The 24,836-nt window shown below is 47.7% G+C and carries 23 protein-coding genes; 9 read left to right on the plus strand and 14 right to left on the minus strand.

Annotated features, from left to right (window positions below; genetic code table 11):
• Nucleotides 1-25: 25 nt before the first annotated feature.
• The 5 genes from pelA to ACXHJ2_RS14775 all read right to left on the minus strand — a co-directional run bounded on the left by pelA (nt 26) and on the right by ACXHJ2_RS14775 (nt 5,161).
• Complete coding sequence (pelA, locus tag ACXHJ2_RS14755) at nt 26-1,234, minus strand: pectate lyase (protein ID WP_058829339.1); 1,209 nt, start codon at nt 1,232-1,234, stop codon at nt 26-28.
• A 209-nt stretch (nt 1,235-1,443) separates the two neighbouring features.
• A complete protein-coding gene (gene pstB, locus ACXHJ2_RS14760) occupies nt 1,444-2,286 on the minus strand; it encodes a phosphate ABC transporter ATP-binding protein PstB (protein WP_016819624.1) in 843 nt (280 codons plus the stop codon).
• A 17-nt stretch (nt 2,287-2,303) separates the two neighbouring features.
• The gene (pstA, locus tag ACXHJ2_RS14765) at nt 2,304-3,200 is read right to left on the minus strand and encodes a phosphate ABC transporter permease PstA (RefSeq protein WP_013309592.1); all 897 of its coding nucleotides are present in this window, start codon (nt 3,198-3,200) and stop codon (nt 2,304-2,306) included.
• A complete protein-coding gene (gene pstC, locus ACXHJ2_RS14770) occupies nt 3,200-4,132 on the minus strand; it encodes a phosphate ABC transporter permease subunit PstC (protein WP_013370343.1) in 933 nt (310 codons plus the stop codon). The genes pstA and pstC overlap by 1 nt, the downstream gene beginning before the upstream one ends.
• Before the next feature lie 105 nt (nt 4,133-4,237).
• Nucleotides 4,238-5,161: a phosphate ABC transporter substrate-binding protein gene (locus ACXHJ2_RS14775; RefSeq protein WP_165084095.1), complete on the minus strand. Its 924-nt coding sequence runs from the start codon at nt 5,159-5,161 to the stop codon at nt 4,238-4,240.
• Nucleotides 5,162-5,367: 206 nt separating this feature from the next.
• Between ACXHJ2_RS14775 and ACXHJ2_RS14780 the strand changes: the two genes are divergently transcribed.
• Nucleotides 5,368-6,255, plus strand: a complete 888-nt coding sequence (locus ACXHJ2_RS14780) for a LysR family transcriptional regulator (protein WP_165084093.1) — start codon at nt 5,368-5,370, stop codon at nt 6,253-6,255.
• Nucleotides 6,256-6,349: 94 nt separating this feature from the next.
• Here the strand turns inward: ACXHJ2_RS14780 and pyk are convergent, their stop codons facing one another.
• From pyk to ACXHJ2_RS14810, 6 genes are all read right to left on the minus strand, one after another.
• Nucleotides 6,350-7,780 carry a pyruvate kinase gene (gene pyk / locus ACXHJ2_RS14785; protein ID WP_013370340.1) on the minus strand — a complete coding sequence of 477 codons (1,431 nt, stop codon included), beginning with the start codon at nt 7,778-7,780 and terminating at the stop codon, nt 6,350-6,352.
• 125 nt (nt 7,781-7,905) lie between these two features.
• Nucleotides 7,906-8,889, minus strand: coding sequence for an acetyl-CoA carboxylase carboxyltransferase subunit alpha (locus ACXHJ2_RS14790; RefSeq protein ID WP_013370339.1), 984 nt, complete (start codon nt 8,887-8,889; stop codon nt 7,906-7,908).
• The gene (accD, locus tag ACXHJ2_RS14795) at nt 8,890-9,783 is read right to left on the minus strand and encodes an acetyl-CoA carboxylase, carboxyltransferase subunit beta (RefSeq protein ID WP_013370338.1); all 894 of its coding nucleotides are present in this window, start codon (nt 9,781-9,783) and stop codon (nt 8,890-8,892) included.
• Between the two features lie 181 nt (nt 9,784-9,964).
• Complete coding sequence (locus ACXHJ2_RS14800) at nt 9,965-10,153, minus strand: hypothetical protein (protein ID WP_007429680.1); 189 nt, start codon at nt 10,151-10,153, stop codon at nt 9,965-9,967.
• 153 nt (nt 10,154-10,306) lie between these two features.
• Nucleotides 10,307-10,804 (minus strand): phosphatidylglycerophosphatase A family protein, encoded by a 498-nt coding sequence (locus ACXHJ2_RS14805; protein WP_013370337.1) that lies wholly within the window; start codon nt 10,802-10,804, stop codon nt 10,307-10,309.
• A 167-nt stretch (nt 10,805-10,971) separates the two neighbouring features.
• Complete coding sequence (locus ACXHJ2_RS14810) at nt 10,972-14,637, minus strand: DNA polymerase III subunit alpha (RefSeq protein WP_165084091.1); 3,666 nt, start codon at nt 14,635-14,637, stop codon at nt 10,972-10,974.
• A gap of 137 nt (nt 14,638-14,774) precedes the next feature.
• Here ACXHJ2_RS14810 and ACXHJ2_RS14815 point away from each other — a divergent pair, with 137 nt between their 5' ends.
• A complete protein-coding gene (locus tag ACXHJ2_RS14815) occupies nt 14,775-15,104 on the plus strand; it encodes a YtrH family sporulation protein (RefSeq protein WP_013309582.1) in 330 nt (109 codons plus the stop codon).
• 12 nt (nt 15,105-15,116) lie between these two features.
• Complete coding sequence (locus ACXHJ2_RS14820; protein WP_013370335.1) at nt 15,117-15,614, plus strand: hypothetical protein; 498 nt, start codon at nt 15,117-15,119, stop codon at nt 15,612-15,614.
• Between the two features lie 43 nt (nt 15,615-15,657).
• On the opposite strand, the gene ACXHJ2_RS14825 is transcribed toward ACXHJ2_RS14820, so the two are convergent.
• From ACXHJ2_RS14825 to ACXHJ2_RS14835, 3 genes are all read right to left on the minus strand, one after another.
• On the minus strand, nt 15,658-16,992 hold the full coding sequence (locus tag ACXHJ2_RS14825; RefSeq protein ID WP_013370334.1) for a DRTGG domain-containing protein: 1,335 nt from the start codon (nt 16,990-16,992) through the stop codon (nt 15,658-15,660).
• 196 nt (nt 16,993-17,188) lie between these two features.
• A complete protein-coding gene (locus ACXHJ2_RS14830; RefSeq protein WP_013370333.1) occupies nt 17,189-17,473 on the minus strand; it encodes a hypothetical protein in 285 nt (94 codons plus the stop codon).
• Between the two features lie 72 nt (nt 17,474-17,545).
• Complete coding sequence (locus ACXHJ2_RS14835) at nt 17,546-17,890, minus strand: YlbF family regulator (RefSeq protein WP_013370332.1); 345 nt, start codon at nt 17,888-17,890, stop codon at nt 17,546-17,548.
• A gap of 162 nt (nt 17,891-18,052) precedes the next feature.
• Here ACXHJ2_RS14835 and ACXHJ2_RS14840 point away from each other — a divergent pair, with 162 nt between their 5' ends.
• From ACXHJ2_RS14840 to ACXHJ2_RS14865, 6 genes are read left to right on the plus strand one after another with little or no spacing between them, the layout of a single operon-like run.
• On the plus strand, nt 18,053-19,432 hold the full coding sequence (locus ACXHJ2_RS14840) for a YheC/YheD family endospore coat-associated protein (protein WP_058829336.1): 1,380 nt from the start codon (nt 18,053-18,055) through the stop codon (nt 19,430-19,432).
• Between the two features lie 43 nt (nt 19,433-19,475).
• Nucleotides 19,476-20,630: a YheC/YheD family endospore coat-associated protein gene (locus tag ACXHJ2_RS14845; RefSeq protein ID WP_165084089.1), complete on the plus strand. Its 1,155-nt coding sequence runs from the start codon at nt 19,476-19,478 to the stop codon at nt 20,628-20,630.
• A gap of 12 nt (nt 20,631-20,642) precedes the next feature.
• Entirely contained in the window at nt 20,643-22,013 is a 1,371-nt protein-coding gene (locus ACXHJ2_RS14850) for a YheC/YheD family endospore coat-associated protein (protein WP_064963842.1), read from the plus strand.
• The gene (locus ACXHJ2_RS14855) at nt 22,010-23,116 is read left to right on the plus strand and encodes a YheC/YheD family endospore coat-associated protein (protein ID WP_165084087.1); all 1,107 of its coding nucleotides are present in this window, start codon (nt 22,010-22,012) and stop codon (nt 23,114-23,116) included. The genes ACXHJ2_RS14850 and ACXHJ2_RS14855 overlap by 4 nt, the downstream gene beginning before the upstream one ends.
• 18 nt (nt 23,117-23,134) lie before the next feature.
• A complete protein-coding gene (locus ACXHJ2_RS14860) occupies nt 23,135-23,650 on the plus strand; it encodes a GNAT family protein (protein WP_058829332.1) in 516 nt (171 codons plus the stop codon).
• Nucleotides 23,632-24,810 (plus strand): YheC/YheD family endospore coat-associated protein, encoded by a 1,179-nt coding sequence (locus ACXHJ2_RS14865; protein WP_013370325.1) that lies wholly within the window; start codon nt 23,632-23,634, stop codon nt 24,808-24,810. The genes ACXHJ2_RS14860 and ACXHJ2_RS14865 overlap by 19 nt, the downstream gene beginning before the upstream one ends.
• Nucleotides 24,811-24,836 lie beyond the last annotated feature (26 nt).

Here is a 24,836-nt window from a genome sequence, read left to right on the forward strand (position 1 = left end):
CTAAGCATTTACAATGATGACTTTATTATTGTGGCAACGGCTTGGACAGTTTATAATATCCACTTTCCGAAGCCAGTTTCAGTAAGCTTTTCGCCTGACTTCCCGCCCAGGCGTAACCGAGTCGTCTTTCTTCACTAATTTTCATGATGTCCGTATACTTTTTGCCATCTCGGTCTGAGAAGAAATACTTATTGTCCTCCACATTGTAGAAACGATACCACATCACGCTTGATGCATCCTTTTGGAAAAACTCCGGACCTTGACGGTTGTATTTCATACCGTCGATCCGATTCGTATCAAACCATTTCAAGGCACTCTGAGCAGCCTTTTTCACCTCAGCCGTCTGCGGTTGAGACATCAAGAAGGCTGTAATGCCTACCGATTCCGTAGTTGTTTTGGAAGCAAGCTCGAATGCTCGCGCAGGTACAGATTCATAAGTAACCGGGTCATGCTGTGCTCCCCAAATTGTCGGTGTGCCATTGTTTACAATTTGAGCTTTAATTGTGTACTGTACGCCTTTATTCAGAGCCTGCTGAAGTCTAGAGCGATATGTATTGTCAAGAATATCGCTATCAAACGGCTGCCTTTTGTTTACAATGTCATCTGCCAGTACCATCACTCTAACCATTGCATCATCGTTGTAGGTTGCGGCATCAGAATAATTACCACGTTTAGGATATACCTGCGGCCAAGCACCGGAGGAATATTGAGAGGTTAATACAAAATCAATTGCTTTTTGTACACTGTTCTTAATGTCTTTGTTTTTGGTTTTTTTGTATACATCCGCTAAAAAGCGGATCTCGGTTGTCGTGGCCTCGTTATCAAACGTTCCGAGTTCAACACCATCCTTGCTCTTCCATGTAGAGCGAGCTGCCTTGCCATCCCATTTGGATTTATAATTTTTTTCCATCGCTTTGAAGAATCCGCCATGCGGCAATTGCCACGATACAATATTCAAGGCAAGCGTAGTGTCCTTGGATGTATTCCCTGTAGAAAATTTACTAAAATCACGATACTTGTCCAGCAAACTACTCACATTCACACTAGCCAATGGAACAACAGCATTTTTGTAAACGTTTGCATCATTGTACACGGCCTGGGTAACACTCGCACCTGCATCAGTCAAATTCTGCTCAGCTGCTGCCCATGAAGGGCTGACAAGTCCAGTTGTTAGGGTAATAGCCATTCCAGAAAAAGCAATCCATTTGACAGATTTTTTAACGTTAAACCTCATTGCAAACCTCTCCTTTAATTGGATTGTGGTATTACAAGAACTATTAAACACATGTATTATATGAAAATATAACCAAATAATCAATATATTTTATTATATACAAATGTAAGAGTTTACTAAACTAACATAAAAAAACATCTTACCAATACTAGATTAGTAAGATGTTTTTTTATGTTTCATATATATAACAAGTCGCCAAACTGCACGGCTTATCCAAAGCGACCCATGATGTATTCTTGAGTCAACTCGTTTTCAGGATTGGTGAAAATATCATTTGTTTTCCCATGTTCAACCAAACTTCCGACATAAAAATAAGCCGTATAATCGGAAATCCGTGCAGCCTGCTGCATATTGTGCGTCACAATAACGATGCGCAGTTCTTTTTTCAATTCGGTAATAAGCTCTTCCACCTTGCCTGTAGACACAGGGTCCAGCGCGGAAGCTGGCTCGTCAAGCAACAGAATTTTCGGTTGGACAGAAAGTGCACGTGCAATACAAAGCCGCTGCTGTTGCCCGCCAGACAGAGCAAGAGCGGAATCGTGAAGACGATCCTTGACCTCATCCCATAATGCCGCCTTACGCAGGCTGCTTTCGACGATTTCATCAAGCTGCTTCTTTTTACGCACTCCCCGGTATTTAGGACCGAAGGCAATGTTATTATAAATCGATTTGTAAAAAGGGTTAGGCCGCTGCCACACCATGCCAATTTGCTGACGCAGCTTGATCACGTCCGTCTCTGGCGCCGTCAAATCCTGTCCGTCCATCCAAATATGTCCCGTTGTCGATGAAGACGCAATCTCATCATTCATTCGGTTAAGGGAACGCAAAAAAGTCGATTTACCACAGCCGGAAGGCCCAATCAGGGCGGTCACGGTCTGCTCTGGAAAAGCTAAGTTTACTTTTTTCACGGCCTCAAAACTTCCGTAATAAATACTCAAATCCTCAGTACTGAACGGATGTGGCGCTTGCCCCGCAAGTTGTTCTGAACGCGTAGACTGAACGGATGTTGCTGGTGTGGCGGTTTTTGCCGTTCGTGTAATCACATGTTCCATTGTTCTCCATCCCCTTTCTAATCCATTCGTTTGGCAGCTGTCAACCGACGGTAAACGACTCTTCCGAACCATCTTGCACTCAAGTTGAAGACCAGTACCAGCAGCACCAATACCGCAGAAGCGCCTGCGGCGATATCTTTGGAGTCAGGCGCAATGCCTTCACTGTTGACCTTCCAAATATGAACAGCCAATGTTTCAGCAGGTCGCATCGGATTAATAGGCGATCTGGCATGCAATGGATTCCAATCGGTAAAATCAAGCGGCGGCGTACTCATCCCTGCTGTAAACAGCAATGCGGCGGCTTCCCCGAAAATGCGGCCTGCGGCCAAGATGGTACCCGTAATCAAGCTTGGCAGCGCAGCTGGCAACAAAATGGAGGTAATGATTTTCCACTTGGACAATCCAAGCGCAAGTCCGGCTTCCTTTTGCTCCTTCGGTACAGCGCGGAAAGCCTGCTCCGTTGTGCGAACCATCAGCGGCAGATTGAATACGGCTAAAGCCAGGGCCCCTGACAAGAGGGAAAAGCCAAAATCAAACGTATTTACGATGAGTAATAGTCCAAACAATCCAATGACGATCGACGGGAACGAGGACAATACTTCGACGACAAGTCGTATGAAGTCCGTAATTTTCCCCGGCTTTGCATATTGCGCCATGTAAATGCCGGCGCCCCAGCCAATTGGAATGGTAATAATCAAAGTTAAGATTAGCAAAAATACAGAATTAAACAGTTGCGGACCAATGCCGCCACCTGCACGTAACGTTTGTGGAGCACTGGTTAGAAAATCAAAAGAAATATGACTGACTCCGCGGGCCAAAATGAAGCCTAGTAATCCCACCAAAAGAGCAACAATGAACAAGGCGAAGAAACAGATTACAAATGTAGCGATCTTGTCGGTCGTTTTAGCTTTCATCAAACCCGGTTTCTCCTTTCAAGCAGCCTTACCAGCAGCACGAAAATGAATGTCATGAGCAGAAGAACAAGCGCCATACTCCAGAGTGCATTGTTATGAACAGAGCCCATCGCTGTGTTGCCCATGCTAAGTGTAATAACGCTGGTCAAGGTCGAAGCGGATTCCAGCAAGGAATGCGGTATGTGCGGAGCATTCCCGATAACCATCTGTACAGCCAATGCTTCTCCGAAGGCACGAGCCATACCGAGAATAATTCCTGTTAAAAGAGCAGGCAGCAACGTCGGAATAATAACACGGGCAATCGTCTGCCAGCGGGTAGCACCCAACGCATAAGAGGATTCACGCAGCCCTCCCGGCAAAGAAGACAACGCATCCGCCATAATACTCGTAATTGTCGGTAAAATCATAACTGACAACACAAGGCAACCTGCGAGAATACCGATGCCTTGTCCCCCAAACACGTTTCTCAGCAGTGGGACGATTACGGTCAAGCCGACAAAGCCATAGACAACCGACGGAATGCCGGATAATAATTCAATGGCAGGCTGAAGGATACGTTTACCCGATTTTGGCACGATTTCCGTCATAAACAAAGCTGCACACAAGCTGAGCGGACTGGCAATTAAGGCCGCTAATATGGTTACAGCAAAAGAACCCGTAATGAACGGAAGCGCGCCGAAGGACTTGGGCTCGCCATCCGGGCTCCATTTGGTTCCAAAGAAAAATTCCCGCAGACTGACTCCATTCACCGCAAATGTAGCTACACCTTTGGAGGCAACAAAATATACGATGGAGACAATGACTGCAACTAAAAAAACGACACAAACCGACGTATAGATGCGGCCGGTCCATTCTTCCCAGTAATGTCTTTCTTTCATAACTCGGGATCGTTTATTCTGTTCCATGTATGCCTTCCCTTCAATTGGTTCCATACTGTGACTCCTTTAACCGAAGAATAGAGGCCGGACGCTAGTCCGCCTCTTCTTCGTGAATATACTCGCGTTAGCTGCGTTCATCCGAACAGGAGATCGCTCTCCTTATTTCGTGATATTACCGTCAGCATCACGTTTCACTTGCATACCTGATACCGGAATGTATCCCAAGTCTACAACGTCTGTTTTTTGGATTTCATCAGACAGAATGTAGTCCAAGAATGCTTTTACATGTTCTTTTGGTTCACCCTTGGTGTACATATGCTCATATGCCCACACTGGATATTTACCTTGTTCTACATTTTCAACGTTAGCTTCCACACCGTCATACTTCAAAGCAGTAACTGTGTTGTCGATGTAGGACAGAGCCAGGTAGCCAATCGCACCAGGTGTTTCAGCAATCAACTTTTTCACAGTACCAGAGGAATCTTCCTGAATGGAGCCTGGCAGATCTTCCGTTTTTTGTCCCAGTGCATATTTTTCAAAGGTTGCACGAGTACCGGAGCTGCTTGGACGGTTCACGATCACGATTTTTTGATCTGCACCACCAATCTCTTTCCAGTTCGTAATTTTACCTGTGAAGATTTGTACCAGTTGATCTTTCTTCAGGTCTGTTACGCCTACTTTGGGATTCGCTACCGCTGACATGGCTACAACTGCTACTTGGTGATCGACCAACTCTTCTGCGCCGCTCTCCAGTTTTTCCTTTGCAAACACGTCAGAGTTACCGATATCCGCTTGTCCACCGGAAACTTGAGTCAAGCCAGTACCGCTACCGCCACCCTGCACTTGAACTGCAATGCCTTTATATTTATCGACAGCCATAAATTTTTGTCCCGCTTGCTCTACCAATGGTTGAAGTGCAGTGGAGCCAACAGCCAGAATATTACCTGTCAGTTCAGCAGCTGCTTTATTGTCTGTTCCTGCAGCAGCATCTCCTTGTGGTGCAGCATTGTTACCTGATCCGCAAGCTGCAAGTGCAAATACCATGGTGAGAGTCATCAGAATGAACGGCCATTTTTTCAACATTTTTTATTGTCCTCCCCTTAGTTAAGTGACGGTTTTTTATTTATGACCATCAACACTTTTACATTGTAGGCCTGGAATGTTAGACGAACGACTAGGTTTTGTAAAACAAATATAAAATATTGATAGATAAATTGTTTTTCGGTATATAATTAATCTATAGTGTAAATTCACGCATAAATATCAAGTAAGGAGAATTATTCGATTCCATGAATATTTTAAAATTGCGCATCTTAGTGCTGATCGACAAATTCCATAAAGCAACAGAGGTGGCCGAAACTTTGCAAATCAAACAGCCCACCGTCAGCTTCCATATGAAAAGTCTGGAAAAGGAAATGGGTGCGACCCTGTTCTCTCTTCAACAAGGCAGAATTATGCTAACCGAGGCTGGTAAAAAAATGTTGCCTTACGCAAAGCAGATTCTCTCTCTCGAGCAAGAAGCCAGACAAGCTGTAGATGAACTGACAGAACAATCACAGGGCCTCTTACATCTGGGCGCAGAGTCGATTTCAGGCATGTATCTTCTCCCGACTATCATGGCTGATTTTGCTCAACAATATCCAGAATGTCGTATTAAGTTAGAAATTCAATCTCCGGATGTAATCAAGCAGCTACTGAAAGACGGAGAAGTTGATTTTGCTTTTCTCGACGATGGAGAATCTCTTCTGGAGAATACTGTGGCAGAACCAGTGGCTTCAGATCAGGTGGGAATTATCCGCTCTGCATCGGCAGAGACATCCAAGTCACTGGACATCAATGGGGCCGATACGCTGGATAAACACATATGGGTAAAATATAGCGGGGCATCCGTTGTAGATTCCTATTCCTCGCTAGTTAAATCCCAACTGGAAATCAACTCTTGGGAAGCAGTAAAGCAAGTGGTTAGTAGCGGAGAAGCGCTTGCCTTCTTTCCTGCCTGCGGAGTTCGTAGCGAGGATCATACTATCCCCTCGGTGGAATGGCTTCCTTATCCCGAAACTGACAGCACAAAGAGCCATTATCAAATAAACATCGTATATCAACAAGATACACATAAGAACATGATGCAACAGGCATTCCTTGATTTTATACGACGAGAAGGAATAAGAACTAGCTAACAAAAAAAGAGCATTCAGGTCTTATTGACCTGAATGCTCTTTTGCTTCTGTAACGAGTAGATGCCGTCCCAGTATTACTTCGTGGAGACTACAATTACGCTTGTGCTGGAACGCAGCTAATTTTGATCAGGTTCGTGGAACCGGAATCACCAAGAGGTACGCCCGCTGTAATCACAACCAAATCGCCCTCTTTAACGAGGCCAGATTTGCGACCACCTTCCAGCGCATTGTCAAACAGACTATCTGTTGTGTCGACGATTGGTCTGCCTTGTACTGCATGTACGCCCCAGATCAGAGCCAAACGGCGAACTGTTCTTTCCTGTGTTGTCACAGCGATAATCGGAGCTTCTGGACGGTATTTAGAGATCATACGCGCCGTTGTTCCGCTTTGTGTGGACGTCAGGATTGCTTTGGCATGCAGGTCAAGAGCAGAAATAGAAACGGATTGGCTGATTGCTTCTGTAATACTAATTTCTTGCGCCGTTCTTTGTTTTTTGAACAAATCGCGGTAGTTCAGAGAAGACTCAGCTTTTTCGGCAATACGTGACATTGTCAATACAGATTCTACCGGATATTTCCCAGCAGCTGTTTCGCCGGACAGCATAATTGCATCTGTTCCGTCAAAAATAGCATTGGCTACGTCACTTGCTTCCGCACGAGTCGGACGCGGGTTACGTTGCATGGAATCCAGCATTTGTGTTGCTGTAATAACAGGCTTGCCAGCTACATTACATTTGTTAATCATCAATTTTTGCGCCAGAGGCACTTCTTCAGCAGGGATTTCCACACCGAGGTCACCACGGGCAACCATCAGACCATCCGAAGCTTCCAAAATTTCATCCAGGTTGTCAACACCTTGCTGATTTTCTATTTTGGAGATGATTTGAATGTGGCTTGCATTGTGCTTCGCCAGCAATTCACGGATTTCCAGTACATCACTTGCTTTACGAACAAAAGAAGCTGCGATGAAATCAATGTCCTGCTCAATACCAAAAATGATATCATTAGCATCTTTCTCCGTAATACCAGGCAATGAGATAGCAACGCCTGGAACGTTAACGCCCTTCTTGCTTTTGATCGTTCCGCCATTGACAATGCGGCATTTGATTTCAGTGCCTGATACTTCAATAACGGTGAGTCCGATCAGACCATCGTCGATCAGAATGGTGGAGCCGGGCTCCACGTCCGAGGGAAGATCCTTGTACGTAATGGAGATACGATCTTGCGTACCGAGAATTTCTTCCGTTGTCAGCGTAATGAACTCGTCCTGAACAAGCTCAATAGGTTCAACTTCGAGCTTTCCTGTCCGGATTTCCGGCCCCTTCGTATCGAGCAAAATAGCAACATTTTTGTTAAGCTCCTTACAAGCTTGACGGATGTTTTTAATCCGGTTGCCATGCTCCTCGAAATCACCGTGAGAGAAATTCAGGCGGGCTACGTTCATACCAGCCATAATCAGTTTCTTCACATTTTCCAATGATTCACTGGAAGGACCGATGGTACATACAATCTTAGTTTTGCGCATTTGGGTTTTTCCTCCGTTTTCAAAGGTGCTACTCTTTATATCTTTTTCCAACAATTAAATCTACTACACTTTTTCCTATTTGTATAGGAAGTTCGTCATATTTATTGTTACCCGTTTCCAGCGTATTACAACATAGGTTCAGATTCCGAAGGTTTTAAGAAAGTATATTGACCTATTTTCCGGAATTTTTGATACCTGTCTTCTCTCAATTCATCACAGCTCATATTCGTAAGGTCTGCCAAATGACGTTCTAATAACTCCTTGATTGCGGCAGCAGTCACTTCATAGTTACGATGTGCGCCCCCTTTCGGCTCTGGCACAATATCCTCGATAATCTCCATGCGCAGGAGGTCATTAGCGGTGATCTTCATCGCTTCAGCTGCCTGATCTGCCTTAGAAGCATCTTTCCATAGAATCGAGGCTGCACCGTTTGGAGAAATGGCCGAATAAATAGCATGTTCCAGCATCAGCACACGGTTACCCACTGCAAACGCAAGCGCACCGCCGCTTCCACCCTCGCCGATGACCACACAAATAACAGGCACCGAAAGCTTTGCCATCTCCCGCAAATTGCGGGCAATCGCTTCCGATTGACCTCTCTCCTCTGCTGTATTACCCGGATAAGCGCCCTTCGTATCAATAAATGTAATTATAGGACGCTTAAATTTGTCAGCCTGCTGCATCAGCCGCAAGCCTTTACGGAATCCTTCCGGATGGGCACTACCAAAAAAGCGTGCAATGTTATCTTTCGTATCCTTACCACGTTGCTGGCCAATGACGGTCACCGGAATACCATTTAGCTTGGCAATCCCACCCACAACCGCCAGATCGTCTCCGAACAAGCGGTCGCCATGCAATTCAATAAAGTCCGTAAACACCTGCTCGATCAAATCAAGGGACGTTGGCCTTTGATGATGGCGGGCCAGATGCATTTTTTGCGATGCTGTAATGTTAGAATATATTTCTTCTTCCATCTGGAGATAACGTTCTTCCAGGCGGTTAATTTCATCTGTAAAATCAATTTGCTTATCCTGTCCGAATTGCTTAAGTTCTTCGATCTTCTGTCGCATCTCGACCAGGGGCTTTTCATAAGGCAATTCGCCAGCCATTTATTCCTCCCCTTTCACACTGTGCAGATCAAGCAATTGCCCAAGGGTATCACGCAGTTCCTTGCGATGTACAACCATATCCAATTGTCCGTGCTGCAAATTAAATTCGGAAGTTTGGAAATCATCCGGCAGCTTCTGTCTGATCGTTTGCTCAATTACAATACGACCTGCAAAACCGAACACAGCACCTGGCTCTGCAATAATAATATCTCCGAGCATAGCAAAGCTGGCGGAGACTCCACCTGTAGTCGGATCAGTGATCACAGAAATATAAAGCAATCCCTGCTCGTCCAGACGAGCGAGAGCAGCGCTTGTTTTGGCCATCTGCATCAGACTCAGAATACTTTCCTGCATACGTGCCCCACCGGATGTGGAGAAGATGATAAGCGGCAAGCGCTTGTCTATCGCCTGCTCAATGGCGCGCGTAATTTTCTCTCCTACGACTGAGCCCATACTGCCTGTAAAAAAGTCAAAGCTCATCACCGCTACGACAACAGGAAGCCCATGAATAAGGCCGTCGCCCGTAACGACAGCCTCGCGCAGGCCGGCTTTCAGGGTTTGTTGCTCCAACTTACTTGCATATCCCGGAAAGTCCAGCGGATCAACCGAAATCATATCGGCATCATATTCCGTAAACGTGTCTTCATCGAGCACCATGCGAATGCGATCCATCGCATTCAAACGCATATGGTATCCGCACACCGGACACACTTTCAAATTTTTCTCCAACTCTTTGCTGTATTGAATACTTCCGCACTTGCCACATTTGGTCATAAGACCTTCGGGAATTTCCCGTTTGGGACGATCCGGCATGTCCGCTTGATCGCCGCTCAGCGCCCGTTCCGAAGGGATGGTCGCGTATTTACGCTTCTTTTGGAATAAATCTTTAAACACAACTACACCTCTCCAGCCGTTTATTTGTCAGCCGTAACCGATACAAGGTCCTCTGCCGTCGATGCGGCACCTCTTAAGCATTATGTTCATACACACGTCAACGCCAGTTAATACAACATTACCGCCGATCGTGCATCCTTTGTTCCATTCATGCTGCTGTATCACTTCCGCCGTTCCGGACTCAAGGGCGCAAAATCGAATTCAGCACTTCCTGTATTTCTTCGACTTCACCCGAAGGCACAAGTATCTCAAACTGTTGCTTGGATGCACTGATGGCCCGGGTCTGCACCATAAAACCTTCTTCAGACAGTTTGAGCTTAATCATGTCAGCCAGTCTGGCCGTCGGTGCAATATATATCACCGTCCACATGCCTTGTTTCTACCCCCTAAGCCTCAAGTTTTGAGCCCATATAATAGACTCATGATAACATACCTTACTTTTTTCCCGCAACAAAAGCCCTCCTGATCGTTCAAGTTCCGTCGGAGGGCCTAGAAAATCATTAATTCTGTTTATTCAGGCCAATTAAACATCCAATGATGCAGGATAATGCTTGGCATGAAGGCTCCGATGGGCAATACGCGAAGAAGCGGCGGCAGCCAATCCGGCGACAAGATCATCTAAAAACACATGAATACCACTGCCTTTTTGGTTCAGCTTTTCGATAATTCCAATCTTTTCTTTATCCAGATAGCCAAAACTAGTTAAGCCGATCATGCCGTACACGCTCGTAATGCCAAGAGCCATTGTCTCGTCCACTCCATACAGCGGTTCGTCTGCCTCCATAATGGCTTGAAGTGGCTGGGGAAGAAGTTTTTTTTCGGCCAGCTCATCAAGCGCAATGCCTGTCAGCAGTGTATATTGTACCTCTCGCTTTTGCAAAACCGCTTTGACACTTTCTACACATTCTTCCATAGTCAAATGAGGATAATATTTTAGCTGAAGCTGAAAAACAATGTCCGCAATGGACTCGATCTGAATGCCTCTGCGATTTAACAAGGTTTCTGCATATTCATAGGACATAATTTCCCTCCCGCTTTCACCATGCAGTTCTATTCTTCCACCGTGCGGGACTTTATGGTGCAGGATACGTGTTGAACCTCCTGTTCCGCCAGTTTTCCAAGTGTATGCGAAAGGGAAGGAAAATGTTCATTAAACCGTTACAATAAAGACGAGTTGCTGCGTGCCTGTCATTTGACTTTCACTGTGCCTTCACCCAGCATCGATTCCATTCGATCAAAAAGCTGAGGAGAAGGCTTAATGCTGTAAGCATCACTCAACGCCAGCAGACGCTGGTTACTCTCGTAAAAAAGTACGGTAGGTACAGCACCGGGATGCTCCTGTAGTAATGCCTTTAGGCTGACTAGCAAGCTAGCGTCCTCCTCGGCCTGGCGGGTGATTTTGACAAACACCCGCTGACGGGTGGGCGATTCCGAGCCGCGCGGGGAAGGCACCTGCTCACTGTGAGCCGCTTCGCCTCTGCGTTGTGAAGAAGCCGCCACGGGACGAGCCTCCTTCTGCTGGGGCGACGCTGATGGAGCTGCTGCCGAAAGCGAGGTCGACACACGTGGCGCTCTCCCGCCTGTATTGCCAGCAGCTGGCACGGATGTTCCAGCTGCTGCGGACGAACGTGCTCCGGTACGCCGGCGCTGAAGAAGCCGTGACAGCGCGTCTTCCGCCAACGGAACTGCCTCATCCGCTAGGAGCTTGAAGTGTTCGTCCTGCTGCTGCATCTTGGCGCGAAGTGCAAGCAAGGCACCTTTTTCAATCCACTGCTGGCTTCGCTTCCAAACTTCAGGAAACAGCACAACCTCACAGCGCTCAATCTGATCCTCCAGCTCAATGAAGGCCATGGCCTTTCCCTGCTTGGTCGTAATCGTCTTGAGTGACACCACCATGCCTGCGGTCACAATAACCGTTTCATCTGGCACATCGCTCAGCTCCATCAGACGATCCGCTTGGCTGCTTTCCAGCAGCGACTCAAAATCATCTAGCGGATGCCCAGACAAATACAGTCCCAGCAGTTCGCGTTCCAGCTCTAATTGCTGGCTGGTACTAAATGGGGGTACATTGGGATATTCGATATCCCAATTAGGCATTTCCACAAACCCAAACATATCAATTTGCAAATCGTCACGTTCCTTGCGCCATTTGGCAGCTGCATCCACCGTTTCATCAAGCATGGCAAGCAACTGTGCCCGATGGCCTGTCAATGAATCAAATGCCCCTGCCTGAATGAGCGATTCAATCACTCTCTTATTACACACCCTTAAATCAACACGTCGACAAAAATCGAGCAGACTGTCGAAAGGACGTTCCTTACGAACAGCAAGAATGCTTTCCATTGCTTGTGTGCCGACATTTTTAATTGCAGCCAGTCCAAAGCGGATATCACCGTGCTGTAATGGGGTAAACAGCACCCCACTCTCATTCACATCAGGCGGCAACACCGCGATATCCATGCGACGACATTCGACGACATATTCAGCCACTTTTCGATGACTTCCCATTACGGCCGTCAGCATGGAAGCCATGAATTGCACTGGATAATGTGCCTTAAGATATGCCGTCTGGAATGCTAGCACACCATAAGCAGCTGCATGGGCACGCGGAAAGCCGTAGTCAGCAAAACGGACGATCATATCGTAAACCCTTCCAGCTTCCTCCTCCGTGTAGCCCTGTTTAATACTGCCTTCGACAAAATGGCCACGCTCCAAATCCAGCACCTCGCGCTTTTTCTTGGACACCGCGCGGCGCAGCAGATCAGCCTCTCCCAAAGAAAAGCCAGCCATGCGCGAAGCAATCTGCATGATTTGTTCCTGGTACACAATAATACCGTACGTATCCTTTAAGATCGGTTCAAGATCAGAATGCGGATAAGAAATCTCAATCTGTCCGTGCTTAGCCTGTATAAAGTTAGGAATAAAGCCCATCGGACCCGGACGATACAATGCCACGACAGAAATGATATCCTCAAAAACACTCGGTTTCAAATCCTTGAGCACCCGGCGTACACCAGCCGACTCCAGCTGGAACACGCCTCCTGTATCTCCTTTGCCCAGCAAGTCATAGGTATGCGGGTCATCATCGGGAACACGGCTAAAGTCAGGTGTTTCTCCATGCTGCTCGCCAATCCAGCGCATGCAACGTTCAATAATGGAGAGCGTACGTAGTCCGAGGAAATCCATTTTTAGCAAACCAATGCGCTCCAGATTTTCCATCGAGTACTGCGTTAAAGGAACCCCTTCGCTCCCCTCTTGCAGCGGAACCGCATCGGTCAGTGGAGTCCGCGAGATGACAACACCTGCCGCATGTGTCGAAGCATGACGAGGCATTCCTTCTACTTTGATCGCCATATCCAGCAGTTCACGTGTCTTGGGCTTCGTTTCATACAGAGCCTTCAGCTCGGGGGTAATCTCCAGCGCATGTCGGATATTAATACCGAGCTGCGCCGGGATCAACTTGGCCGCCTTGTCCACCTCGCCATACGGCACGTTCAATACACGGCCGACGTCACGGACTGCGGCTCTTGCCGCTAATGTCCCAAAGGTAATAATTTGCGCTACATGCTCATTTCCGTACTTCTGTACTACATAGTCGATAACCTCATCGCGGCGTTCATCGCTAAAATCAATATCTATATCCGGCATACTGATCCGTTCAGGGTTCAGAAATCGTTCAAAGAGCAGATTGTATTTCATTGGATCAACATTCGTGATATTAAGCACATAGGCAACCAAACTACCTGCGGAGGAACCCCGTCCCGGACCGGTTGCAATCTTATGCTTATGAGCAAAAGCGATAAAATCCCATACGATCAGGAAATAATCGCTGAAACCCATACTATCGATCGTATTTAATTCGTAGTTCAGCCGCTGGTCCAGTCTTTCCCGCTCCTCTGGCTGCTCCCACACAGGATCGCCTCCATAGCGACGCTCCAGCCCTTGCACGCACAGACTACGCAAATAGGACGAAGACGTCATGTCCTCCGGCAGCGGGCGATATTCAGGCAAAATAGATTGGCCGAATTCCAGTTCCAGCTCGCACTTCTCAGCAATACGCACTGTATTGGCGATGGCTTCTGCTACATGTGGAAATAAACGAGCCATTTCCTCCTGACTTTTCAGATACAACTGACGTGTTGGTATCCGCAAGCGTTCCTCATCGTCAACTGTCTTCCCTGTCCCGATACAGATCAGGACGTCCTGGACATCAGCATCCGGCTCGGTTAAGTAATGCACGTCATTCGTCGCCACTAGCGGAATATCCAGTTCCTTTGCCAGTGCGATCAATTGAGGATTTACGCGTTTTTGCTCCGACAGACCATGATCCTGAAGCTCCAGATAAAAATCATCGCCAAAAATGCTACGGTATCGTTCCGCTGCACGTCGTGCTTCGGCTTCTCTGCCATGCAGCAAATGCTGCGGCACTTCACCGCCCAAGCAAGCGCTCAGGCATATGATGCCTTCATGATGGGCAGCCAAAGCATCCATATCAATGCGCGGCTTATAGTGAAAACCCTCCAAATGGCCAATGGAGCACAGCTTCATCAAATTTTGATAGCCTGTTTTATTTTTGGCGAGCAAAATTAAATGATATATAGGCTGATCCTTCCGGCTGCCACGCTCCTTGCGCGATCCTGCCGTCATATAAGCCTCACACCCGATAATCGGCTTAATGCCGTTCTCTACACATGCTCTATAAAAAGGAATGGCACCGTACATGACCCCATGATCTGTAAGAGCCAGCGCCTTCATTCCGTAAGCTGATGCCTGTTTGACCAATTCCGCGGTACGAGCCGCGCCGTCCAGCAGGCTGTACTCGCTGTGAACATGCAAATGCACAAATGAACTCATGCGCTTCTCTTCCCTTCACCGCTTGATTTTCTTCAAACTATTTTATCATATCCACGTTAGTAGCGCCCATAGAATAAAAGTACAGACCCCGGCGGACAAGCGCGGTCCTGATTCATATACCCAAGGAGGAAAAGAGCATGAGCACTTTTATATCCAAAGCGATTCTCGACTTCTTCATTGCCTTCGGCATCGTGCTCGGAGGAGCCATGCTCGGCGGAATGGGAGCTGTAGTATCGCTTCAGCCGCCTACCCAGACGATGCTGGAGGTTGCAGGAAGGATTAAAATATGGGCGCTTGCCGCCGCTGTGGGGGGAACGATGGACCCGATCCGGGTCATTGAGAGCAATATGTTGGATGGTAATTTGTCACCTGCCATTAAGCAGATATTGTATTTGATTTTCGCCTTTCTAGGCGCTCATATGGGTGCAGAGCTGGTCAAGTGGGTATGCGGCAACGGACGGCCGTGAGGTGAAACGACTATGAGAGTTCCCCCCTTTGAGCGCCTGCGCCCTTTTATGCAATTATCCTCCGTTTTTGTACTCGGTATGATTACGGGAGGAATGATCTATAATGCCATCTGGCATGCGAGCTTCAATCAGCTGTGGGTGAACAACCAGGACCTTCAATTCCAGCTCCAGCAAGCCGAAGAGGACAACAAAACATTACGTAAATACAGCAAGCGCCAAACCGTCATCAAAGAAATCAAGCTGATCGCGGAGGAAGCTTCGGCTGAAAAAATTGACTCTATTAATCTGAAAGAGCTTCTTCGCCGCGTCAGTCGTGATCTGGAGGTGCTGCGCGGCAGAGATATGTTTGAGATTGACTCTGATAGCAAGCTGGTACGTATGTTGCTGCACCAAAAAAAATACACCGTTCGTGACAAGGAGTATACAATCCAGGTCAAAACGATGCTTGTAATGGAAGGTGTGCTGCAAATTTGGCTGGAGGCCAAAGAAAGACTGCCTCAAAGCCACTAATCGATCTATTTCACCCCACCTTTTGCTCCAATCCAGAGGTAGATCAACCATGTTCAATAGATTGGAGCGTCATCACTGCTTTACACACCAAATGATTTTCCCGTGAAATCGCAATTTCTAGCTTACATGTGCGGCGACTCATCTCGAGCAGCAACGGACGAAGAACGACAGCATCCTCAATCTGTACCGGTCGAATAAAATAAGTCGTCAAATTATCCAGCACATAATCCTTGCCGCTCATATCTCTAGCTGCTCGGTAGCCCGCTTGTGTCATCACGTTGACCAGTACGCCTTCCGAGATCGTCCCTAAATTGGTGGCCATCTGTGGAATGATAAAACCGCGAAAAAATAAGGATCCGTCCTCATTACGCTCCTCAGCAAAACCGTTCCAAATCAGCTGGTCGAACGTCTCGCCCAGTTGTGGCTGCTTTTGGGCGTTACGCAGTGCTTCCAGCACCTCACGCCGTGTAACGGACCCAAGCAGCTTACGGTTGCGATCCACGACCGGCAAGTAATCTACACCTTCCCATGCCATCATTTGAGCAGCAGAAGCCAGCGAGGTCTGGTAGGTGACCGTAATTGGATTACGGATCATACATTTATCCATCGTATGCTCAGGTTGAAGTCCTTCCACATCTTTACGGCTGACGATACCAATTAAACGATTCCATTCATCCACTATGGCAAAATGATGATATCCCGTGGTCGCTGATAGCTCTTCAAATTCGGTAAGCGTGCTGTTGATTTTCAAGGTCAGCGTCTTCGGTTTGCTTGCCGCAATGTCTTCAATCAACATAATTTTCTTTTTGATCAGGCGGTCAAATATTGCTCTATTAATCATAGATGCCACCGTAAATGTATCATGGCGCGAGGAAATAATCGGCAGACTAATCTGGTCTGCAAGCTGCTTAACCTCCCGACTCGTACCGAACCCCCCTGTAATCAGCACACCTGCCCCTTGCTCTAATGCAAGCGAATGCGCATCCTCCCGGTTACCTACGATCAGCAAACTGCCTGCGTCAATATAACGAGCCATCGCTTCCTCACGCATCGCCCCGATCACATACTTGTGCAACGGCTTCTCTAGCCCCTCGCTTCCGCCCAGCACATGTCCCTCTACAATATTCACGACATCCGCAAAGGTCAGCTGCTCAGACAAGCCGCGTGGGCGCTTCTCCACTCGTACTGTTCCGATCCGTTCCTTGGTAATGACAATTCCCAAATTCTCTGCTTCTTTCACGGCCCGATAAGCCGTGCCTTCGCTAACGCTCATTTCTTTAGCCAACCTGCGTACAGAAATTTTGGAGCCTATTTTCAACTGCTCGATATGACGCAATAGCTGCTCATGCTTCGTAACTGTTTCATCTAGCCCGTCCAACCTGTTACACCCCCAACGTTCAATCTGTATCATTCTGTATCTATTATACCACAAAACCCCTTTGTTTTAGACCATTGTTATTAGGATATCTTTCCTTTGGAAATAACAAAAAAGCGGTCCCATGTTACAAGAGACCGCTTCGTACTAGGATTGATTTGTAATTTAGGAGCAAGCTTAGGACAATCCGGAGGAAAACTTACAGCATATTGCCTTTGTCAGCTTTATTATCCCATTTCATCTGCCACTGCTGCATTTTGGCACGTCGCACACGCTCCAGCGTTTTACGTTTTTCCTCATCTACACCCAGCAAAAAATGCAGGTTCGCTCCGATGACAAGCAACGCAAAAAGTACCCATACCATCCCAAAGCCGTTGACCCAGTTCAAACCACCTGCCAGCGAGATGCGTGGTAACGCGACCAATACCATAGCCAATGCGATCAGTGTGTACATACCGTGTTTCCATTTTTTAAAAGAACCCAATCGTATCCCTTCCTCTCCCTGTGACTCTATGTATCTAGTCTATGAGAGGACAGGAAGGAATATGAGACAAACTTACAGAGACGAACCGTACAAATGTTGAAGACTGTCTGCAATAATCTTATTTACGTCCTCAATAATCACTGCCAGGCGACGTTCAGCGTCGAACAGACGACGGATGTTAAGGTTCAAGCTGAGTACCTCGAACATTTTTTCCATCTTTTCCATCTCTTCCTGTGCTGGCATATCGCCGCTCATCATCCGCTGTTGCACTTCCATTTGGCGTTCACGGAAATCGTCGAGCATTTTCTTGGCTTCTGGATCAGTCTCAATCAGCTTCATTGCTGACGTAATTTCCTCTACCTCTTTGCTTTCCTTCAATGCTTTCGCTAAATCATGGGCTTTGTCATAGATATTCATGATTGTTCATTCCTCCATTACAAGTTTTGTGTCAACATTTCACATTGTCCGTCAATCACCAAGGTATATATGTCCTCATATGATGAATCAGTGCTATTACAGCCCATTCACGTTTCCCGTTACTTTCAAGACATCAAGTTGCTGCCCGGAAGGAGATCCACGATGTCCATCAAAAAAACAACGATTCAAATCATCGGATCGGGCATCTTGCAGGATGACGTACTCATGGTCGGCGAGTCCCTGCTTCGCAAATGGAAAATATCCGCAGGCCACCCCGTTCAGCTCGCCTTCGGTTCGTTCCGCCAAGAGGTTACCGTCATATCGGTACCCCGATACAGCGGTCTACGCGTGGGAAGCGTGCTGGCCCGAAAAATGGGGCTTCATGCCAGTCATGACAGTTGTAATCTGCGAGTAACCTACAGCCGAGGCCGCCGGACACTTCGAGTGGGCCCACTTATTAGCGTGCTGGTTAGTCGGGACTATCCCGAACAGCCCGACAAGCCTTTCGGGTCGATCACCCTGTTCTGCCGTGAACTAGTCGGGGAATGCCGCAGACAAGGAGCATATGTGTATTTCTTCACCCCGGAGCATATCGGAAGTCAGCCCGGGCGAGTTCAGGGATGGGTGTATGACGGAGGCTGGAAAAAGACGGTCATGCCTGCCGGCGATGTCGTCAATAACCGGCTTACCTCCCGTAAACTCGAGAACAGAACTAGCGTACAGCATTTCATGAAAGAAGTAAAATCGCAGTACGGCACGGCCTTTTTTAATGAAAAGTTTTTGGATAAGAACGAAGTGTTTGATGCACTCAAATCGAATTCTTCCCTGCGCAAGTATTTACCCGAGTCCCACTTGCTGCAAACCTTTGCCGTTTTCAAAAAAATGTGCAACCAGTATCCCTCTGTTTTTCTCAAACCCGTGCGCGGAAGCCTTGGTAAAGGCATTATGCGCATTAACAAGCAAACCGATGGGACCTTTTCGGTGCTATCCACAACAGCGGGCACACCCCGAAAGCAAACGTACGCTAACGTCGATAAACTGTACAAAAGCTTAGCGGGAAAAATGAAATCAACACGTTTTCAGCTGCAACAGGGTCTTACCTTGATCGATCACGATAAGCGTCCGGTCGATTTTCGCGCGCTTGTACAAAAAAATGCGTCTGGAACCTGGACTGTAACATCCATTGTCGCTCGGATCGCAGGAGGCAGCCACTTTGTATCCAATCTGGCAAGAGGCGGTACGCTCAGTACAGTCAAGGAAGCACTGGCCAAAACCACGTTGCCCGCAACTGTTAAATCGAATGGTCTTACCTCTCTCAAAACAGCAGCACTGGATATCGCAAGCGGAGTAGAAAAGGCAATTCCCGCCCATTTCGCGGAATTTGGTATTGATTTGGCGATTGACAGCACGGGGCGTATCTGGTTGCTGGAGGTCAATTCCAAACCATCAAAAAATGACAATACACCGTTAAACGATCAGAAAACCCGCCCGTCCGTAAAAAAAATGATTGAATACTGCTGTTATTCAGCCGGATTCAAATGAATCTATCTCTTCCAGAGTCCGGCTGCCAAAGGAGCTGTTGTCGGTGTCTCTTGTTATGCCAGGCATGCTGGGCGTGCTTGTTAGCCGAAAGCAGGACGCTACTCCCCCTATTACCGAAGCCGATTTCTGCCGCAGGCTAAGTTTGTTGGGCAGGCGCTCTGGTATTAGCGTAATGGCGTTTACCGCCGAAGGAGTTTCACCTGAAGATCATTCCATACGGGGTTATGTTTATCGTGCTGGAGTATGGACATTCGGCCGCTTTCCCTTGCCAGATATTGTTTATAACCGCTGTCTCCATGTCCATGAGAGCCAGAATGTCAAGCGCACACTGGGAGACATAGCGGAGCAAAAATCGCGCAAGCTCATCTACTGGTCGCGTAACTTGCCTGGCAAATGGCAGGTATATCGCGCTCTGCATACGGTAGATAAAGTGCGGCCCTTTGTACCGCCTACGGCCCCATACCGGGATACGACCCAGCTTGTGGAGTGGCTGCAACGCCATTCGGAGCTATTTATGAAACCACAGTCCGGAACACATGGCAAAGGCACGCTGTATCTCCGGCTGGCGGAAGGAGGTCAGGGACTGTACGTACAAGGCAGGAACTCCCAAAACCGCCCGTTCCGTCGCTTGTTTTCTGAATTGGATGCAGGATTGTCATGGATCGACGGTATTGCACACAAACGCGCCTATATCGTGCAGCCTTATTTGAAATTAACAAGCCAAAGCAATCATCCCTTTGATGTTCGCGCGCTCATGCAAAAGGACGGCAACGGCTGTTGGCGCCTGACGGGCTTTGCCGTGAGAGAAGGCAGAAAAGGAACTCTGACTTCCAATCTGCACGGTGGGGGCGAAGCCCATCCGGCAGAGCCTTACCTTCGTGAACAATTTGGCGTGGACAGCACACGTCTCATCATCGGGCAAATGATGGAGCTGTCCTTGACCATTGCCGGGGCGTTGGAGGAACGCTATGGTCGCCTTGGCGAGTTGGGAATTGATTATGGTATTGACCGGAGCGGGAATATCTGGCTGTTGGAGGTTAATTCCCGCCCTGGTCGGTCTTCCTTTTTTCAGACTCGTCAGCCAGAGTGCGCTTTTCGGTCGGTCAACCGCCCGCTCGAATATGCTCGATATTTAATGACCCATTCCAAAGCGACAGGGCCAAAGGGCGCGGGCGCCTCCCTTGAACATACGGTATAGGAGGATAAACAGATGAGTTTAACGCATTGCAATGTGCATTTCTCACAGCAGCCCGACAAGGTGGCGTATATATCCACTGCCTTGTTGAAAAGCCTTAAGTTATCTGGAGCCAAGTCCATTCGTTTGCGACTTGGCAAGGATCAGATTCCCGCAACAGTAAAACCCATTCAGAAGGCGGGACGTCATCTATACTTGACCTCCGGCTTACGCAATGCAATCCGTGTTCCCAAAAGCGGGTCTATCTATTTGCGGAATCTGGACGGAGATGTTCAGCTTGGACCGTTGATTGGAGTATTGTCTGATGCTACTAACTCCACCACCCGCCCTTTCGGATCACGCACAGGCTTTATTAAGCAACTGTTGAAGGAAGGCAGCAAAAAGTCTTATATTTTTGCCTTCACCCCACGGGATATCAACTGGCAAAATGATACGATTAACGGCTATTTTCTGTCATCCAGCGGGGAGTTTACCCGTAAACTCGTACCTCTACCGGACGTAATTTATAATCGTTTGCCGAGCCGTCGCTCTGATTTTTCCCCAGCGATCAATCAACTACGCGAACGCTTTTCCCGCAAACGAATTCCTTTCTTTAACTGGAGCTTTTTCAATAAATCCGATATCTATCATTTGCTAGAAAATAATCCAGAGGTTAACCGTTATGTCCCTGAATCCTATATGAATCCTAGCTCTGAACGTATTCGAGGTATGCTGGAGCGGCATCAATTTGCTTATTACAAGCCAAGTAGCGGCAGTCTCGGCAAAGGAATCTATCGTCTGTCCTATGTCCCCAAGCAAGGATACTATGTAAGGTACCGGAAAAAAAATAGCAATGTATTGCTGCGGTTTGCCTCTTTTAATTCCATGCTGAGGATGCTTCACTCCAATAAGGGGCAGACGCTAAAAGGCTACGTCATTCAGCAGGGCATTCAGCTGATCGAGATTGATAATTGCCCGATTGATTTTCGGTTTCATATGCACAAAGACGGTAATAACCAATGGGTCGTCGTTGGCATTGGAGCCAAAAAAGCCGGACGTGGCAGTGTCACGACCCATATCAAAAACGGCGGTTCCCTGATGACACCCGAGCAAGCGCTCGGTCGTGTATTCGGAGACCGGGCGGGTGAAGTGCTGCAACGTGCCAAGAATGTAGCAGTTACACTAGCAGAAGCCATTGAATATCACCACCAGCATCTACTGGGTGAAATCGGATTCGACCTGGGCATTGATCAGGATGAAAAGGTATGGATGTTTGAAGCCAATTCTAAGCCAGGTCGATCCATTTTTCAGCATCCATCGTTGCGTGCGGAGGGTAAAGCATCCGTGGAGCATATTTTGGACCACTGTCTTTACCTCAGTAAATTCCGCAGAAAAGAGGAACTATGAATACCCGGGCGGAGCAAAAACCAGTTGTTGCTGTATTGACAGTGCACGACGATGAACAATTTTTCAAGGGAAATCAGCGAAACTTCAGGGATATTCTTGAAACGGGAACGCGCATGGGTTATCAGGTATACATTGTTACTGTCAGGGACTTGAAACTGACGGATGAAACAGTGAAGGGCTACATCTACAACAAAAACTCACAGATATGGGAGGAACAAAATTTCCCATCTCCACAGGTCATTTATAATCGTATCCCCAACCGTAATTATGAACTTAAAACATCTGTGCGCACAAAGCTGGATGAAATTGCACATGCCTCAGGCGTTGAGCTGTACAATCCAGGCTTTTTTAACAAATGGGAACTGTTCAAATGGCTCCGCACCTCGGAATCCACTCGTCAACTTGTTCCGATTACCAAAAGGTTAAGCAACCTGTCATCCTTAGGAAAAATGCTGTCTGCATATCCATACCTGTATCTCAAACCGGAAAACGGTAAAGCCGGAAAGGGAATTATGATTCTCAGATTCAACCCAGAGCATCTGATGGCATACAGGTTGATCATTCAACATGACAAAAAAAGCATAACCTACCGATCTGTATCCTTGTCTCGGTTATGGGGACGTATTCGCCGAGAAGCAGGCAACTCCCCTTATATCATTCAGCAGGGTATCGATCTGGCAACCTATCAGAAAAAGCCCTTCGATTTGCGCATTCTAGTGCAAAAAAATGCCCGTGGCGCATGGAGCATTACCGGAGTAGGTGCCAGACTAGCGGGTAAGGGAAGTATTACAACACATGTTCCGCGCGGGGGAAGTGTGGAGGACCCGTTTATGCTGCTGTCCTCACTCTTTGGACCTGAGGATAGCACAGATTTACTGAATAAGGTTAAAAGTACGGCCATTCAGATTGCACGTCAAATTGAACGCGCATCCGGTCTTTCTCATGGTGAAATGTCCATGGATCTGGGCGTGGACACACTCGGAACCCTCTGGTTTTTTGAAGCCAATGCCAAACCGATGAAATTCGACGAGCCGGACATCCGTCAAAAATCACTTAGACGTATATTTCAGTACAGCTCCTTTTTGGCCGAACGAATGAAATAATCTCAAGGAAGTGGAATCATGCCGCAAATTAGCGATGTTCAACATTTGCCTGGCCGGAGTTGGGTACTGAGACGACGACAGTTGCTGTTTCTGGCTCGTAGCTCGGGCGGCATGCGCATTACTCGCAATGCTCTGCGGCAGTTGGCTGTTTTAACGCCGGAGCAATTGAACACCCCTGGCTCCTCCCTTCTGTGCGCATATGTGCGCACAGAGAAGGGGCTGCGGATTGCGGGATTTTCCCTCGCTCTGAATTATGGGAAGGATGCTTGCATCGTAATTGTTCGTCCGCTTTACCGGGGCCGCAGACTGGGCGCTAGACTGCTGTCCGCCCAGCTCCAACAGCTGCGCCGTCTGACGTGCAGCGTAGCCACCGACAATATGGCCAGTCTCAAAACCTGTTTTCGTGCTGGACTTATTGCACATGAAATGACAACTGGACCGACGGGGAAGCCCACGCTAATATTTTGTGGGGAGTTATCCGAAGATGAGCAGACGGCAGAGGAAGGTGGAATGCTGTGCCAAAACCTGTCCTAGGCATCATGACTTTGTATTTGAACAGTAAGAAGCAACTGGAGGAACGTGACATATATGAACGCATGATTGCAGAAGGAAAAAGGCTGGGACTGGATATGTATGTATTCACTCCTGCGGATGTCCATAAGGATCGCAGACTGCTCCTTGCCCAAATCTATGATCCACACAGCGATAAATGGACTCGAAAATGGCGAGAATTTCCGGATATGATTTTCGACCGCTGCCGAGTGCAGCGCAGTGAGCGGTATCGTCAATTAAAGAAATTCCGATTGCAGTATACAGACCTTGTTTATTTAAACCGACCGCTGAGTAATAAATGGGCCATTCATCAGCAGCTTGCAAGAAAGGCTGCCTTTCGCCCCCATCTGCCTGCAACAGAGCCGTTCGATGGATTTCATAGTGTAAAGCGAATGCTCAAACAGAATTCACTAGTATACCTCAAGCCAATTAACGGCACGGGAGGCCGCGGCATTTTACGCATTGAGCCTGTTAACAAGCAGAGCGGCCTGTATCTGATTGAGGGACGCAATCGCAAACGCCATATTATTCCTCAGCAGCGGGTACGTCTGGATCGTCTGGAGCCGCGTCTGAGCAGCTGGAACATGGATAACTACATTGTTCAGGAAGGCATTCCTGTGCAGTTGCCGAATGGCAGGGTCCATGATTACCGTATGCTGGTACAGAAAAATAGCCAGGGAGTATGGGAGCTAACGGGATGTGCCGGGCGCATCGGGGCACATCGGAGTGTCACTTCCAACCTACATGGCGGAGGCAAGGCAGTGCCGATGAAGCAATTGCTGACGCAATGGATTCGTGATGAAGACCAGAGAGAGAAAATCATCAAGCAAGGGGAAAAGCTCGGCCTGGACATTGCTGCGTATCTGGAAGAAAGCTATGGGGCATTATGTGAACTTGCGCTCGATTTGGCAATCAATAAGGACGGTCATATCTACGTGCTCGAGGTCAACCCGAAGCCGGCTCGCGAGGTATTTTCACGCATTGGCGAAAAAGAAACCTATCGTCGTGCCATCACCAAGCCCATGGAATACGCCCTGTGGGTCTACCACACTCAGATTAATCCGAAGCCGCAGACGGAACAAAAAACAGAAGAACAAACAGAAGATAAGACAGAGAGTAAAGCAAAGGAAGGCTCCGCCTAAGTGGCTGCCTTCCTTTGTTTTGTTAT

The sequence above is a fragment of the Paenibacillus sp. ALE3 genome (assembly GCF_054113405.1).

Excerpts from the sequence above, each read along its gene's own strand:
- pelA (WP_058829339.1), bottom strand. The coding sequence starts at position 1,234 with ATGAGGTTTAACGTTAAAAAATCTGTCAAATGGATTGCTTTTTCTGGA.
- pstB (WP_016819624.1), bottom strand. The coding sequence starts at position 2,286 with ATGGAACATGTGATTACACGAACGGCAAAAACCGCCACACCAGCAACA.
- pstA (WP_013309592.1), bottom strand. The coding sequence starts at position 3,200 with ATGAAAGCTAAAACGACCGACAAGATCGCTACATTTGTAATCTGTTTC.
- pstC (WP_013370343.1), bottom strand. The coding sequence starts at position 4,132 with ATGGAACCAATTGAAGGGAAGGCATACATGGAACAGAATAAACGATCC.
- ACXHJ2_RS14775 (WP_165084095.1), bottom strand. The coding sequence starts at position 5,161 with ATGTTGAAAAAATGGCCGTTCATTCTGATGACTCTCACCATGGTATTT.
- ACXHJ2_RS14780 (WP_165084093.1), top strand. The coding sequence starts at position 5,368 with ATGAATATTTTAAAATTGCGCATCTTAGTGCTGATCGACAAATTCCAT.
- pyk (WP_013370340.1), bottom strand. The coding sequence starts at position 7,780 with ATGCGCAAAACTAAGATTGTATGTACCATCGGTCCTTCCAGTGAATCA.
- ACXHJ2_RS14790 (WP_013370339.1), bottom strand. The coding sequence starts at position 8,889 with ATGGCTGGCGAATTGCCTTATGAAAAGCCCCTGGTCGAGATGCGACAG.
- ACXHJ2_RS14800 (WP_007429680.1), bottom strand. The coding sequence starts at position 10,153 with ATGTGGACGGTGATATATATTGCACCGACGGCCAGACTGGCTGACATG.
- ACXHJ2_RS14805 (WP_013370337.1), bottom strand. The coding sequence starts at position 10,804 with ATGTCCTATGAATATGCAGAAACCTTGTTAAATCGCAGAGGCATTCAG.
- ACXHJ2_RS14810 (WP_165084091.1), bottom strand. The coding sequence starts at position 14,637 with ATGAGTTCATTTGTGCATTTGCATGTTCACAGCGAGTACAGCCTGCTG.
- ACXHJ2_RS14815 (WP_013309582.1), top strand. The coding sequence starts at position 14,775 with ATGAGCACTTTTATATCCAAAGCGATTCTCGACTTCTTCATTGCCTTC.
- ACXHJ2_RS14820 (WP_013370335.1), top strand. The coding sequence starts at position 15,117 with ATGAGAGTTCCCCCCTTTGAGCGCCTGCGCCCTTTTATGCAATTATCC.
- ACXHJ2_RS14835 (WP_013370332.1), bottom strand. The coding sequence starts at position 17,890 with ATGAATATCTATGACAAAGCCCATGATTTAGCGAAAGCATTGAAGGAA.
- ACXHJ2_RS14840 (WP_058829336.1), top strand. The coding sequence starts at position 18,053 with ATGTCCATCAAAAAAACAACGATTCAAATCATCGGATCGGGCATCTTG.
- ACXHJ2_RS14850 (WP_064963842.1), top strand. The coding sequence starts at position 20,643 with ATGAGTTTAACGCATTGCAATGTGCATTTCTCACAGCAGCCCGACAAG.
- ACXHJ2_RS14855 (WP_165084087.1), top strand. The coding sequence starts at position 22,010 with ATGAATACCCGGGCGGAGCAAAAACCAGTTGTTGCTGTATTGACAGTG.
- ACXHJ2_RS14860 (WP_058829332.1), top strand. The coding sequence starts at position 23,135 with ATGCCGCAAATTAGCGATGTTCAACATTTGCCTGGCCGGAGTTGGGTA.